We start from the raw sequence: 13,784 nt of genomic DNA on the forward strand, positions 1-13,784 counted from the left end.
CCTGCACCCGCATAAAAACAACAACAGGTGATACCCATGAACAACGCTATCGATGTGCGCCAACTGATCGACCAGCAACCCATCGGCCGCTACCAGAAGTGGGTGGTCTTTCTGGGGTTTCTGATCATCGCCCTGGACGGGCTGGACGTCGCCATCATCGGTTTCATCGCCCCGCAGCTGAAAAGCGACTGGGGCCTGAACGCGCAAAGCCTGGGCCCGGTGCTGAGCGCCGCCCTCATCGGCCTGGCGCTCGGGGCCTTGATCGCCGGCCCCCTGGCAGATCGCTACGGGCGCAAGGCGGTCTTGCTGGGCAGCGTCCTGCTGTTTGGCGTCTGGACCCTGGCTTCGGCGTTTTCGCCCAACCTTGAAACCCTGGTGGCCCTGCGTTTTCTCACCGGGCTGGGCTTGGGCGCCGCCATGCCCAATGCCAGCACCCTGGTCAGCGAATACGCGCCGGCGCGCAGCCGCTCGTTGCTGATCACCCTGGCGTTCTGCGGTTTTTCCCTGGGCGCGGCGGCAGGCGGCTTTGTCAGTGCCTGGATGATCCCGAACCTGGGCTGGCGCAGTGTGCTGGTGCTGGGGGGCGTGCTGCCGCTGCTGACCTTGCCGTTGCTGTGCTGGCGGCTGCCCGAATCGGTCACCTTCCTGGTCAGCAAGGGTGCCGATGTGCGACGCGTACGCGCCATTGTCAGCCGCCTGGCGCCGGGGCGCATCAGCGCCGACAGCACTTTTGTGCTGCCGCCCAGCACGCCGCGCAGCGGTGGGGCAATTGGCACCATCCTTTCGCCGCGCTATCGCTTCGGCACCTTCATGCTCTGGACCGGCTACGTGCTGGCGTTGTTTCTGGTCTACCTGTTCAGCGGCTGGTTGCCCACTCTGGTGAAGGAGGGCGGTGGCTTCTCGGTAGCCGAAGCGGCCATCGTCACCGCCTGCTTCCAGATCGGCGGGCCGCTGGGGGCGATTTCGGTGGGCTGGGCCATGGACCGCTGCAACCCGCAACGCGTGCTGATGCTGACCTTCCTGTTCAGCGGCGCAGTGATCTTCGCCATTGGCCAGGTGGCCGGGGACTTCACCTGGCTGTGCACGATTGCCTGGGCCGTGGGCTTTGGCCTCAATGGTGCCAGTGTGGGCATGAATGCGCTGGCGGCAGCGTTCTACCCGACCGAAGCGCGCGCGACCGGTGCCAGCTGGATGAGTGGCATCGGCCGTTTCGGGGCGATTCTCAGTGCGTTTGCCGGCGCCCAGATGCTGGCAATGGGGTGGAGCTTCGCGCAGGTGTTCGCGTCGTTGCTTGTGCCGGCGGTGCTGGCTGCGCTGGCCGTTCTGCTGCAAGGGCGCCATGCCGGTTCAGGCCGACGCGCTGCACGGCAGGTGGTGTAATCGGTGCTGGCGTGCAAAAGCCCTGCAGGCCTTGTTCAGTTTTCCCGGCTGTACATCCTGCATTGCGCCAGCAACGCCAGCAGGTTCGGTTCCCGCTCCCGTGCTTTCAAAAACACCACGCCGATATGTTGTTGCAGACGATAGCGCGGCTGCAGGGCAATCAGCCGCACCCGGTTCTCGTACACCGCTGCGATCCGCCCTGGCAGCAGGGCAAAGCCCACGCCCGAGCTGACCATGCTCAGCAGGGTGAAGATATCGTTCACCTGCATGGCCACTTTGGGCTCGAACCCTGCCTGCTGGAATACCCGCGCACCGTCACGGTGGGTGGCGAAGCCTTGGGTCAGGGTGATGAACGTGGAGTCGGCGAGGTCTGCCAGGTCCACCTCGGCTTGTTCGGCAAAGGGCGAGTCGGTGGGGACGGCGAGGAAGATATCGTCGGAGAACAGCGGCAGTTGCTCGCAGGCGGGGTCGCTGACACTTTCGTCGAGCGATACCAGGATGGCCTCCAGTTCGTGGTTTTTCAGGCGTTGCAGCAGGTCGACGTTCGAGCCCAGGGTCAGGTCGATGTTGAGCTCGCTGCGGCGTAGCTTCAGGCCCATGACCAGTTTTGGCACGGTCTTCACGGTCAGCGAATACAGGGCGCCAAGGCGGAAGCGTTCGGCATAGAAGCCTGCGGCCTCGCGGGTGTGGCGGACCATCTGCTCGGCGTCCTGGATCAGCTGGCGGGCTTTTTTTTCCAGCACGTAGGCGCTCTCCAGCGGGATCAGCTGGCGGCCTTCGTGCTTGAACAGGGGGCAACGCAGGGCGTTTTCCAGCGAGTGGATGGCGCGGTGCACGCTGACGGCACTGGTGGCCAGTTCGGCGGCGGCCCGGCCGAGGTTGCCACTGCGCATGAAGGCGAGGAAGGTTTCCAGCTTTTTCAGGGTCAGTTCTTCGTCGATGAGCATGTGGGGGCCTGGGGCAGGGGCGGGTGGGATTGTCTAGTTTGGCAGGTCGTGGGGGTAATGGCAGCTGGGGGTATGGCTTGGGATATTCAGCGCCTAGAGCGCTCAAGGCATGCGCCAAAGCCATCACCCCATCGATTCAATCAACGCCCACAACCGCGGATCATCAAAGTCCCGAATCACCAACCCAGCACCCGCCTCCATCAGCCGTTCGGCTGTCTGCGTCGTGGCAACTCCCACCGTAAAGATACCCGCCCCGCTGGCAGCCCGGACCCCAGGCAGCGAGTCCTCGAAGGCCAGCGCCTGACCGGCCACCGCGCCAAGGCGCTGCAGCCCGGTCAGGTAGGGCAGCGGGTCCGGCTTGGCACGTTCAAGCTCTTCGGCCACCAGCACATGCTCGAAACGTGCCCCCAGCCCCATGGCCTGCAACATGTGCTCGGCATTGAGCCGCGGCGCGTTGGTGACCACGCACATGCCCAGGCCATAGGCCTGGGCGTGCTCCAGCAGGCGCAACAGCCCTGGCATCGGCTCGAGCGATGGCGCCAGCGAGCGGAACAACGCCTCTTTGCGGTCTGCCAGTGCCAGGCACTCCTGTGGGCTGGCATCGGCAAACAGCTCGGCGAACAGTTCGCCGTTGGCCCGGCCACTAACCTGCGCATCGAACTGGGCCTGGGACAGTTCGCGGCCATCATGCTCACGCAGCAACTGGCGGAAAGCCTGCAAGTGCAGGGTATCGGTATCGGTAAGGGTTCCGTCGAGGTCGAACAGCAGGGCAGTCAGCATCAGGTATCCAGGTATGAAAAAACACAAGCCCAACGATCATAACCAAAGCTGACGACGAAGGGGGCTGTTCAGTGCGCTGGGAAAAGAGTACAAATGTGCTCCATGGACAATATGACCCCCAAACGCCGCGCCATTCTCGAATTCATTCGTGAGCGCATCACCGACCACGGCCAGCCGCCGAGCCTCGCCGACATCGCCACGCGCTTCGGCTTTGCCTCGCGCAGTGTCGCGCGCAAGCACATCACCGCCCTGTGCCAGGCCGGTTACATCGACGTCACGCCAAACCAGGCGCGTGGCATTCGCCTGGCCCAGCCCCTGCGCCGCCCGGAAATACTCGAAGTGCCCGTGTTGGGCCAGGTCGCCGCAGGTGCGCCGATCGGCCCGGACCTCGGTATCCACGAGCAATTGCTGATCGACCCCAGCCTGTTCCGGCGCACTCCCGATTACCTGTTGAAGGTGCGCGGTGACTCGATGATCGACGACGGCATCTTCGACGGTGACCTGGTCGGCATTCGCCAGCAGGGCGAGGCCCGTGACGGGCAGGTCGTGGTTGCCCGCCTGGACGGCGAGGTGACCATCAAGCGCTTGCAGCGCCAGGCCGGTGGTTACCGGCTGCTGCCACGCAACCCGGCCTATGCGCCGATCGATGTGGGGCCTGAACAGGCGTTCTTCATCGAAGGCGTGTTCTGCGGCCTGCTGAGGCGCGACTGATGGGCGCGGTGGTCGATCTCGACAGGCTGCTCGACCAGCGTCAGGTCTGGCGCGGTCGGCAGGTTCAGGCTCGGCCCCTGGGGTTGCAGCCCACCGGCCATGCCGCGCTGGACCAACGCCTTGCCGAGGGCGGCTGGCCGGCCGCAGCGCTCAGCGAACTGTTGCTGGCCAGCCCCGGTTGCGGTGAGCTGCAGTTGCTGTGGCCTTCGCTGGCACGCCTGACCGCTGAAGGCGGGCGGGTAGTGCTGGTCGCGCCGCCGTTTATTCCCTTTGCCCCGGCCTGGCAGGCAGCGGGGGTGGATTTACGCTGGCTGGTTCAGGTCGCCGCCGCCCCGGTCGACGCGCTCTGGGCGGCTGAGCAATGCCTGCGCTCGGGCAGTTGCGCCGCCGTGCTGTGCTGGCCAGAACGCGCCGATGACCGTGCACTGCGGCGCCTGCAGGTGGCCGCCGAGACCGGCCAGGCGCTGGCCTTCGCCTGCCGCCCGCAGCAGGCGGCAAACAACCCGTCGCCAGCCGCTTTGCGCATTGCCATCGACACCCGGCCAGCACAATGGCGCGTGCTCAAGAGCCGAGGTGGCATGCCCCCGGCGCTGCCCATCGCCTGCCCCGGGCAGGGCTGATGCATCATGCTCTGGGCCTGCATTCTGCTGCCACAGCTGGCGCTGGACACAGTGCTGCGTGAACGCGACGACCCCGATACGCCACTGGTGCTGATTGGCGGCCCCACTCAGCGGCGCGTCTTGCAGGCGGTCAACCCCGCTGCTGCGGCATTGGGCCTGCGTGCCGGGCAGACCCTGACAGCAGCCCGTGCCCTGGCCGATGGCTTCACCTGCGTGGAGGCCGACGGCAAACGCATCGAACAGTTGCAACAACTGCTGGCAGCCTGGGCCTATCGCTTCAGCGCCCAGGTGAGCCTGCATTACCCACGGGCGCTGCTGCTTGAAGTAGGCTCCAGCCTGCAATTGTTCGGCCCCTGGCCCTTGTTCGAGGCACGGCTGCGCCAAGAGCTTGGCGAGTTGGGCTTGCGTCAGCGCATTGTGCTGGCCAGCAACCCGGTGGCGGCGCGCATGCTCGCCAATGGCCACGATGGCTTGGCGGTGACCTGCGCCGAAGAGGCGCGCGCAGTGCTGGCACGCATGCCAATCGAGCGTGTCGGGCTGCCTCAGGAGGCCGCCGAGGCCTTTGCCCGCATGGGGCTGCGCCAGCTCGGCCAGGTCATGGCCTTGCCTCGCGATGCCCTGGCCAAACGCTTTTCTGCCCAGGTACAGCTGCACTTGGACCAGTTGCTGGGCCTGCGTAACCTGGGGTTGGCTTTCTACCAGCCGCCTGACCGCTTCGAAGCGCGTCTGGAGCTGAACTTTGACGTTGAATCGCACCAGGCGCTGCTGTTCCCATTGCGCAGAATGCTCAATGACCTTGGCGCCTTCCTGGCCGGGCGCGATTGCGGCGTGCAACGCTTCTGCCTGCACCTGGAGCATGCCGAAGGGCCTGACACGCAACTGCAGGTGGGCCTGCTGGCGGCCGAGCGTGATGCCGGCATGCTCTTCGAGTTGGCCAAAGGGCGGCTGGAGCCGCTGCAGCTGCGCGCCCCGGTACGCAACCTGCGCCTGGTCGCCGATGACTTGCCACCCTTCGTGCCCCAGCGCCAGGCGCTGTTCGACCCCCGCGCGCAGCAGGCGCAGCCTTGGGAGCAGCTACGTGAGCGGTTGCGTGCGCGCTTGGGCGATGAGGCGGTAAAAGGGCTGAGCGCCGAGGCCGACCATCGCCCCGAATGTGCCTGGCAAGCGGTGGAGCAGGGCGCACGCGCGAGCCTGCAACTGATGCCAGGTAGCCGCCCCGGCTGGCTGCTCCCGACGCCTTTGGCACTTGACGACGCAGGGCACCGCTTGTTGGGCCAAGCCGAGCGCATCGAATCGGGCTGGTGGGACGGTGGCGACGTGCGTCGCGACTACTACCGCATCGAAACCCGCGAAGGGCTGCGTGGCTGGGCCTACCGCGACCTCAGCCAGCCTGGCCCCTTGTGGCTGCAAGGTTGGTTCGCATGAATACATTCGGCTATGCCGAATTGCATTGCCTGTCGAACTTCAGCTTCCAGCGGGGTGCGTCGAGTGCCGATGAGTTGTTCCGGCGTGCCCGCGAGCAGGGCTACCAAGCCTTGGCGATCACCGATGAGTGCACCCTGGCCGGTATCGTGCGCGCCTGGCAGGCGGCCAAGGAGCACCAGCTGCAACTGATTGTTGGCAGTGAAATACGCCTGCAGGATGGCCCCAGGCTGGTGCTGCTGGCGGAAAACCTGGCGGGCTACCAGAGCCTGTGCGCACTGATTACCCGTGCGCGACGGCGGGCGGAAAAGGGCGCGTATCAGGTGTTCGGCGATGACCTGCGCGCGCACAATCAAGGGTTGCTGGTGCTATGGATTGCCGACGACCCCGATGACTCTGCGCCTGGCCACTGGCTGCACACGTTGTTCGCCGAGCGGCTCTGGCTGGCGGTGCACCTGCACCGTGGCAGTAATGATGAAGTGCGCCTTGGCAAGCTTCGCGAACTGGCGGGCAAGGTCGGTATCCGCGCCGTGGCCTGCGGCGACGTGCACATGCACGTACGCGGTCGCCGTGCCCTGCAGGATTGCATGACCGCCATCCGCCAGCACTGCCAGGTAGCCGAGGCCGGGCGCCACCTGTTCGCCAATGGCGAGCGCCACCTGCGCACCCCGCAGCAGCTGCAGGAGCTGTACCCCGCCGATTTGCTGGCCGAGACCCTGGCCATTGCCGAACGCTGCCGTTTCGACCTCAGCGAACTCAAGTACCAGTACCCGCGTGAGCTGGTGCCCGAAAGCCATACCCCCGCAAGCTGGCTGCGCGAACTGTGCGAGCGAGGCTTGCCGTTGCGCTGGCCGGCCGGGCCGAGCGACAAGGTGCGCGAAGTGCTGGCACGGGAGCTGGCATTGATCGAAGAGCTGGCTTACGAAAGCTACTTCCTGACCGTGCACGACATCGTCGCCTTCGCCCGCAGCCAGCGTATCCTCTGCCAGGGCCGGGGTTCGGCAGCCAACTCGGTGGTGTGTTTCGTGCTGGGGATTACCGAACTCGACCCCATGCAGCACCGCCTGCTCTTCGAGCGATTCCTGTCACGCGAGCGCAACGAGCCGCCCGACATCGACGTGGACTTCGAGCACGACCGCCGCGAAGAAGTGATCCAGTACGTGTTTCGTCGCTATGGCCGGCATCGCGCCGCACTCACCGCAGTGGTCAACACCTATCACGCTGCCGGTGCGGTGCGTGATGTGGCGCAGGTACTGGGGCTGCCGGCCGATCAGGTGGATGCACTGGCCAAGTGCTGCGGCCGCTGGAGCGATCGCATCCCCGATGCACAGCGCTTGGCCGAAGCGGGTTTCGAGGCCAGCAGCCCATCGTTGCGGCGGGTGCTGATTCTGGCCGCTGAGCTGATCGGCTTTCCCCGGCACCTGTCGCAACACCCTGGCGGCTTTGTCATCTCGCAGCAACCGCTGGACCAACTGGTGCCGGTGGAAAACGCCGCGATGCAAGACCGCACGGTGATCCAGTGGGACAAGGACGACCTGGACATGGTCGGGCTGCTCAAGGTCGATGTGCTGGCCCTGGGCATGCTCAGCGCCTTGCGCCGTTGTTTCGACTTGCTGCAACGCCACCGTGGCCGGCAGCTGACCTTGGCGAGCATTCCTGCTGAGGACCCGGCTACCTACGCGATGATCAGCCGGGCCGAGACCATGGGCGTGTTCCAGATCGAATCACGGGCGCAAATGGCCATGTTGCCTCGGCTCAAGCCCACCACCTTCTACGACCTGGTGATCGAGGTGGCCATCGTGCGCCCCGGGCCGATCCAGGGCGACATGGTCCACCCTTACTTGCGCAGGCGCCTGAAGCAGGAACCGGTCACCTACCCCTCGCCGAAGTTGCAGGAAGTGTTCGAGCGTACCCTGGGGGTGCCGCTGTTTCAGGAACAGGTCATGGAACTGGCCATGGTGGCTGCCGACTACAGCCCGGGCGAGGCCGACCAGTTGCGGCGCAGCATGGCCGCCTGGAAGCGCCACGGTGGGCTGGAGCCGCACCGTGAGCGGCTGATACAAGGCATGTTGCGCAATGGTTACGACTTGTCGTTTGCCGAGCGCATCTTCGAGCAGATCAAGGGCTTCGGCAGCTATGGCTTTCCTGAGTCTCACGCGGCCAGCTTTGCCTTGCTGTGTTATGCGAGCAGTTGGCTCAAGTGCCATGAGCCGGCCATTTTCAGCTGTGCGTTGGTCAACAGTTGGCCCATGGGTTTCTACAGCCCCGACCAACTGCTGCAGGAGGCCAGGCGCCAAGGTATCGAGGTGCGGCCGGTGGATGTGTTTCACAGCGAGTGGGATTGCACGCTCGAGCGCGTGGCTGACAATGCCCTAGCCATTCGCCTGGGGTTGCGGCAGATTCGGGGCTTTGCCGAGGCCGATGCTCGGCGCCTGGAGCAGGCGAGGGCGCAACGGCCCTGGCGCGATGTCGAAGATCTGTGCCTGCGTGCAGGGCTCGACCAGCGTGCCCGCGCCCGCCTGGCGGACGCCGGGGCACTGAGGGCCCTGGCGCGTGACCGCCACCAGGCGCGCTGGCAGGTGGCGGCGGTGCAACCGCAACTGCCCTTGTTCGCTGAAGTGGACGCAGCGCCAGAGGGCGCGGTGGCGCTACCGGCGCCGACCGTAGGTGAAGACCTTGTCAGCGATTATCAGACCTTGGGTACCACGCTTGGGCCACACCCGTTGACACTGCTGCGCCCACGCTTGCGCGCCTTGGGCTGTCGCAGTTCGTGCGAGCTGGCTGCTGTCGAGCATGGCGACAGCATTGCCGTGGCCGGGCTGGTGGTGGGCAGGCAACGCCCGCAAACCGCCAGCGGGGTGACGTTCGTGACGTTGGAGGATGAGTACGGCATGGTCAATGTGGTGGTGTGGCGTGACTTGGCCGAGCGGCAGCGGCGAGCATTGGTGGGCTCGCAATTGCTCAAGGTGAGCGGGCGGCTGGAGCAGGAGAATGGCGTTCGCCACCTGATCGCCCGGCGGCTGGAGGATGTCAGCCCCTTGCTGCAGGGGCTGGATGTTCGTAGCCGCGATTTTCACTGAGCCGCTCCCAAGGGCGGTGTCGGTCAGACCATCGCCAACCGTTGTTTGCGGGCCGGCGGTGGAAACGCCCGGTCGATTGCCCGTAGGTCTTCGCTGCTCAAGGTCAGCACACCCGCCGCCGCATTCAGCCGCACATGTTCTGGCGCTACCGCCTTGGGAATGGCGATCACCCCATCTTCACGTGTCACCCAGGCCAGACTGACCTGGGCCGTTGACGCGCCATGGCGCTCGGCGATCTCCAGCAGCACAGGATGCTGCAGCAACTGCCCGGCCTGAGCCAGTGGGCAGTACGCCATGGTTGGCAATGCACGCTTCTGGCTCCACGGCAGCAGGTCGAACTCGATGCCGCGCTGCGTCGGGTTGTACAGCACCTGGTTGGTGGCGCAATCGGGGTTGTTCAACTCGCGCAGGTCATCGACGTCGAAGTTGGACACCCCCCAGCGCTTGATCTTGCCCTGTTCGCGCAGGCGCTCGAACGCCTCGACGGTCTGTTCAAGTGGATGCTGGCCACGCCAATGCAGCAGGTACAGGTCGATGCAGTCGGTACCCAGGCGTTTGAGGCTGCGCTCGCAGGCAGCCGGCACGCCCCGCGTACTGGCATTGTGCGGGTAGACCTTGCTGACCAGAAACACCTGGTCGCGACGCCCGGCGATGGCCTGGCCGACCACTTCCTCCGCGCCGCCCTCGGCATACATTTCAGCGGTATCGATCAGGCTCAGGCCAAGCTCGATACCCTGTTGCAGGGCAGACACCTCTGCTGCACGGCGGCCGGGGTCTTCACCCATGTACCAGGTGCCCTGGCCAATGGCCGGAACGCTCGAACCTGCCAGTTTCACGTGTCGCATGTCACCTCCGGGATCAGGGTATGGGAAAGCAGTACCTCGAGCAGCGCTTGCGCTGCGGTGGACAATTTGTGCTCGCTCAGGGCAATGACACCGATGCGCCGTTCAACCGAGGGCTCGACCAAGGGCAGGCAGCGGGCGCCGAGCTCCTGCATCTGGTTGATGCACAGCGCCGGTACTGCGCTGACGCCCAGGCCACTGGCAACCATGCGCCCAATGGTCGACAGCTGATGGCTTTCGAACGCCACTGCCAGTTTGCCGTGCCTGGCCGCAACGTTCTGTTCCATCAGCAGACGCACCGCCGAAGGGCGCTGCAAGGCAATGAAATCTTCGGCCAGCAGTTGCGCCCAACTGACCCTGGGCAACAATGCCAACGGTGAGTCGGCGGGTACCACGGCGACGAAGCGGTCCATGTACAACGGGTAGAAGGCCAGGCCATCGGTGTTGTCCGGTTCGAAGCCGATGCCCAGTTCGACGCGACGATGGCGCACCAGTTCCAGTACCTGTTCGTTGATCACATCGTGCACGGTGACGTTGACCTTCGGGTAGCGCTGGCGAAACACCTTGAGCGAGCGGGGCAGCAAGTTGCCTGCAAAAGCCGGCATAGCCGCCACTGAAACCCGCCCCAGTTGCAGGGTGAAGCGCTGGCGCAGCAGTTCTTCGGTGTCGTCCCAGTCGGCCAGCAGGCGCCGCGCCAGTGGCAGCAGTACTTCACCTTCGGCCGTCAGGCTGACACTGCGGGTGGTGCGGCTGAGCAAGGCGCCGCCGAGGTTTTCCTCAAGGGCCTTGATGGTCAGGCTCAATGCCGGTTGCGAAACATGCAGATGCTCGCCGGCCTGGGCGAAGCTTTGGTACTTGGCCACGGCGACGAAGGCGCGGAGTTGCTTGACGTTCATGACGGGCCTACTGTTTGTTTTGAAAACGTTATCAATCAATGATGAAAACAAAATTAACAAATCAGTCGTCTGCGGTGAAGATGTCAGCACACGCTCACCGACAGCCTCGTCGGTTCAACAACTACAAAAGGCGGATCAACATGGCCGGACTGGACAAGCGCGTAGCAACCTATGAAGAGGCCCTTGACGGCCTGACCGACAACATGACGGTACTGGCCGGTGGCTTTGGCCTGTGCGGCATCCCGGAAAACCTCATCAACGAGATCAAGCGCCGTGGTGTCAAGGGCCTGACCGTGGTCTCCAACAACTGCGGTGTCGATGGTTTCGGCCTGGGGGTACTGCTGGAAGAGCGCCAGATTCGCAAGATGATCGCTTCCTACGTGGGCGAGAACGCCGAATTCGAACGCCAACTGCTCAGTGGTGAACTGGAAGTCGAACTCACCCCACAAGGTACCCTGGCCGAAAAAATGCGCGCCGGCGGCGCTGGCATCCCGGCCTTCTTCACTGCCACCGGCTATGGCACCCCGGTCGCCGATGGCAAGGAAGTGCGTGAATTCAAAGGCCGCCATTACATTCTCGAAGAATCCATCACCGGTGACTTCGCCATCGTCAAGGGCTGGAAGGCCGACCATTACGGCAACGTGGTGTACCGCAACACCGCGCAGAACTTCAACCCGCTGGCGGCCACCGCCGGCAAGATCACCGTGGTTGAAGTGGAAGAGATCGTCGAACCGGGCGTGCTGCTGCCCAGCGAGATCCACACCCCCGGTATTTTCGTGGACCGCGTGATTGTCGGCACCTTCGAAAAGCGTATCGAAAAGCGCACCGTCAAGGCCTGAGCGCCATCCTTCAGAACAACAAAGAGATCCTGACCATGGCACTGACCCGCGAACAGATGGCGCAACGCGTCGCCCGTGAACTGAAGGACGGCTACTACGTCAACCTTGGCATTGGCATTCCGACCCTGGTGGCCAACTACGTACCCGACGATATGGATGTCATGCTGCAGTCGGAAAACGGCTTGCTCGGCATGGGCGAGTTCCCTACCGAAAGCACGATCGATGCCGACATGATCAACGCCGGCAAGCAGACCGTTACCGCCCGCCGTGGCGCCTCGATCTTCGATTCGGCGCAATCGTTCGTCATGATCCGTGGCGGCCACGTCGACCTCACCGTGCTGGGCGCCTTCGAAGTGGATGTGCAAGGCAACATCGCCTCGTGGATGATCCCCGGCAAGCTGGTCAAGGGCATGGGCGGCGCCATGGACCTGGTGGCCGGTGCCGACAACATCATCGTCACCATGACCCACGCCTCCAAGGACGGTGAGTCCAAGTTGCTGGAGCGTTGCAGCCTGCCGTTGACCGGTGCCGGTTGCATTCGCAAGGTACTGACCGACCTTGCCTACCTGGAAATCGACAATGGCGCCTTTATCCTGCGCGAGACGGCGCCGGGGGTGAGCGTCGAAGAAATCATCGAGAAGACCGCCGGCAAGCTGATCGTGCCGGATGATGTGAAAGAGATGACGTTCTAACCTCTGCTGTGATCATCAACCCTGTGCGAGCGAGCTTGCACAGGGTTTTTGCTGTTGATTCAAGATCAGTTCGACAAAACCAATAAAAGGACATGACTGTGGCCGCTGAAATCCAAGACAGCCGTTCCGCCCGCTTTGCCTTGCGCTGTTCCAACTGGGCTGAACGCTGGTTCCCTGATTCCTGGGTATTCGCCGCCCTTGCGGTAGTGCTGGTGTGCCTGGGTGCCCTGGTGATGGGCGCCAAACCGACCGACACCGCCAAGGCCTTCGGCGATGGTTTCTGGAGCTTGATCCCGTTCACCATGCAGATGGCGTTCGTGGTCATTGGCGGCTATGTGGTGGCCAGCTCGCCGCCTGCCGCTCGGCTGATCGACCGCTTGGCGCGTATCCCCAGCAACGGCCGTTCGGCGGTGTGCTGGGTTGCGCTGGTCTCGATGCTGGCCTCGTTGCTCAATTGGGGCCTGTCGCTGGTCTTCGGAGGCCTGCTGGTGCGCGCCCTGGCGCGCCGCACTGACCTGAAAATGGATTACCGCGCCGCTGGCGCCGCTGCCTACCTGGGGCTTGGCGCGGTATGGGCGCTGGGCCTTTCGTCGTCGGCGGCGCAACTGCAGGCCAACCCGGCCAGCTTGCCGCCGTCGATTCTGTCGATCACCGGGGTGATTCCGTTCACCGAAACCATCTTCCTCTGGCAGTCGGGGGTCCTGCTGGCGGCGCTGGTGATCGTATCGCTGGTGGTGGCCTATGCCACCGCCCCAGGCGCGACCAGCGCGCGTACGGCGGAACAATGCGGCGTCGACCCAAGCTTCACCGCGCCGCCACCGGCCCAGCGCAGCCGGCCCGGCGAGTGGCTGGAGTACAGCCCGATCCTGACCTTGCTGCTGGTGGCCCTGGCCGGTGGTTGGCTGTACCAGGAGTTCGCCACCAAGCCTGCAATCACCGCCATCTCCGGGCTTAACACCTACAACTTCCTGTTCATCATGCTGGGTGCCTTGCTGCACTGGCGCCCGCGCAGCTTCCTCGATGCGGTGACCCGTGCCGTGCCCACCACCACCGGGGTGCTAATCCAGTTCCCGTTGTATGGCTCGATCGCGGCGATCCTCACCCAGGTCAAGGGAGTGGACGAACAGACCCTGGCCCACCACATTTCCACCTTCTTCGTACAGATCGCCTCCCACGATACCTACGCCGTGCTGATGGGCGTGTACTCGGCAGTGCTGGGCTTCTTCATCCCCTCGGGCGGGGGCAAATGGATCATCGAGGCGCCCTATGTGATGCTGGTGGCCAATGACCTGCAATATCACCTGGGGTGGGCCGTGCAGATCTACAACGCTGCCGAAGCCCTGCCAAACCTGATCAACCCGTTCTACATGCTGCCGCTGCTGGGCGTGCTGGGCCTCAAGGCGCGCGACCTGATCGGCTTCTCGTTCGTGCAATTGCTGGTGCATGCACCCTTGGTACTGGTGCTGCTGTGGGCGTTGGGTACGACATTGCAGTATGTGCCGCCCGTGATGCCTTGAGATCAGGGCCAGCATTTCGCGCGCAGTCCACGTATCATCGGTGCGCGCGAGCCTTGCA

At 64.4% G+C, this 13,784-nt stretch carries 12 protein-coding genes; 8 read left to right on the forward strand and 4 right to left on the reverse strand.

The features are described 5' to 3' along the window. Nucleotides 1-36: 36 nt before the first annotated feature. Nucleotides 37-1,380, forward strand: a complete 1,344-nt coding sequence (locus HU770_RS20750) for an MFS transporter (protein WP_186653630.1) — start codon at nt 37-39, stop codon at nt 1,378-1,380. Between the two features lie 35 nt (nt 1,381-1,415). Here the strand turns inward: HU770_RS20750 and HU770_RS20755 are convergent, their stop codons facing one another. Beyond that, a complete protein-coding gene (locus tag HU770_RS20755) occupies nt 1,416-2,327 on the reverse strand; it encodes a LysR substrate-binding domain-containing protein (RefSeq protein ID WP_186653628.1) in 912 nt (303 codons plus the stop codon). Between the two features lie 123 nt (nt 2,328-2,450). Beyond that, complete coding sequence (locus HU770_RS20760) at nt 2,451-3,107, reverse strand: HAD-IA family hydrolase (protein ID WP_033698046.1); 657 nt, start codon at nt 3,105-3,107, stop codon at nt 2,451-2,453. A gap of 93 nt (nt 3,108-3,200) precedes the next feature. On the opposite strand from HU770_RS20760, the gene lexA reads away from it, so the two are divergent. Genes lexA through HU770_RS20780 form a run of 4 tightly spaced genes read left to right on the forward strand, consistent with a single transcriptional unit; the run spans nt 3,201 to nt 8,940 of the window. Then, nucleotides 3,201-3,818, forward strand: coding sequence for a transcriptional repressor LexA (gene lexA, locus HU770_RS20765; protein ID WP_033698044.1), 618 nt, complete (start codon nt 3,201-3,203; stop codon nt 3,816-3,818). Beyond that, entirely contained in the window at nt 3,818-4,438 is a 621-nt protein-coding gene (imuA, locus tag HU770_RS20770; protein WP_047583090.1) for a translesion DNA synthesis-associated protein ImuA, read from the forward strand. The genes lexA and imuA overlap by 1 nt, the downstream gene beginning before the upstream one ends. Before the next feature lie 6 nt (nt 4,439-4,444). Beyond that, complete coding sequence (locus tag HU770_RS20775) at nt 4,445-5,863, forward strand: DNA polymerase Y family protein (RefSeq protein ID WP_186665263.1); 1,419 nt, start codon at nt 4,445-4,447, stop codon at nt 5,861-5,863. Beyond that, nucleotides 5,860-8,940: an error-prone DNA polymerase gene (locus HU770_RS20780; RefSeq protein ID WP_186665265.1), complete on the forward strand. Its 3,081-nt coding sequence runs from the start codon at nt 5,860-5,862 to the stop codon at nt 8,938-8,940. The genes HU770_RS20775 and HU770_RS20780 overlap by 4 nt, the downstream gene beginning before the upstream one ends. A gap of 23 nt (nt 8,941-8,963) precedes the next feature. Here HU770_RS20780 and HU770_RS20785 read toward each other — a convergent pair whose 3' ends face one another. Together HU770_RS20785 and HU770_RS20790 are read right to left on the reverse strand one after the other, a co-directional pair. After that, the gene (locus HU770_RS20785; protein ID WP_047583225.1) at nt 8,964-9,785 is read right to left on the reverse strand and encodes an aldo/keto reductase; all 822 of its coding nucleotides are present in this window, start codon (nt 9,783-9,785) and stop codon (nt 8,964-8,966) included. Beyond that, a complete protein-coding gene (locus tag HU770_RS20790; protein ID WP_186653621.1) occupies nt 9,773-10,678 on the reverse strand; it encodes a LysR family transcriptional regulator in 906 nt (301 codons plus the stop codon). The genes HU770_RS20785 and HU770_RS20790 overlap by 13 nt, the downstream gene beginning before the upstream one ends. A 140-nt stretch (nt 10,679-10,818) precedes the next feature. On the opposite strand from HU770_RS20790, the gene HU770_RS20795 reads away from it, so the two are divergent. From HU770_RS20795 to HU770_RS20805, 3 genes are all read left to right on the forward strand, one after another. After that, nucleotides 10,819-11,517 (forward strand): CoA transferase subunit A, encoded by a 699-nt coding sequence (locus HU770_RS20795; RefSeq protein WP_033698034.1) that lies wholly within the window; start codon nt 10,819-10,821, stop codon nt 11,515-11,517. Between the two features lie 35 nt (nt 11,518-11,552). Continuing rightward, the gene (locus HU770_RS20800) at nt 11,553-12,209 is read left to right on the forward strand and encodes a CoA transferase subunit B (RefSeq protein WP_186665267.1); all 657 of its coding nucleotides are present in this window, start codon (nt 11,553-11,555) and stop codon (nt 12,207-12,209) included. Nucleotides 12,210-12,301: 92 nt separating this feature from the next. Continuing rightward, complete coding sequence (locus HU770_RS20805) at nt 12,302-13,726, forward strand: TIGR00366 family protein (protein WP_186653616.1); 1,425 nt, start codon at nt 12,302-12,304, stop codon at nt 13,724-13,726. Nucleotides 13,727-13,784 lie beyond the last annotated feature (58 nt).

Origin of the sequence: Pseudomonas sp. SWRI68 (assembly GCF_014269165.1) — a bacterium.
In the GTDB taxonomy this organism is placed as follows: domain Bacteria; phylum Pseudomonadota; class Gammaproteobacteria; order Pseudomonadales; family Pseudomonadaceae; genus Aquipseudomonas; species Aquipseudomonas capeferrum.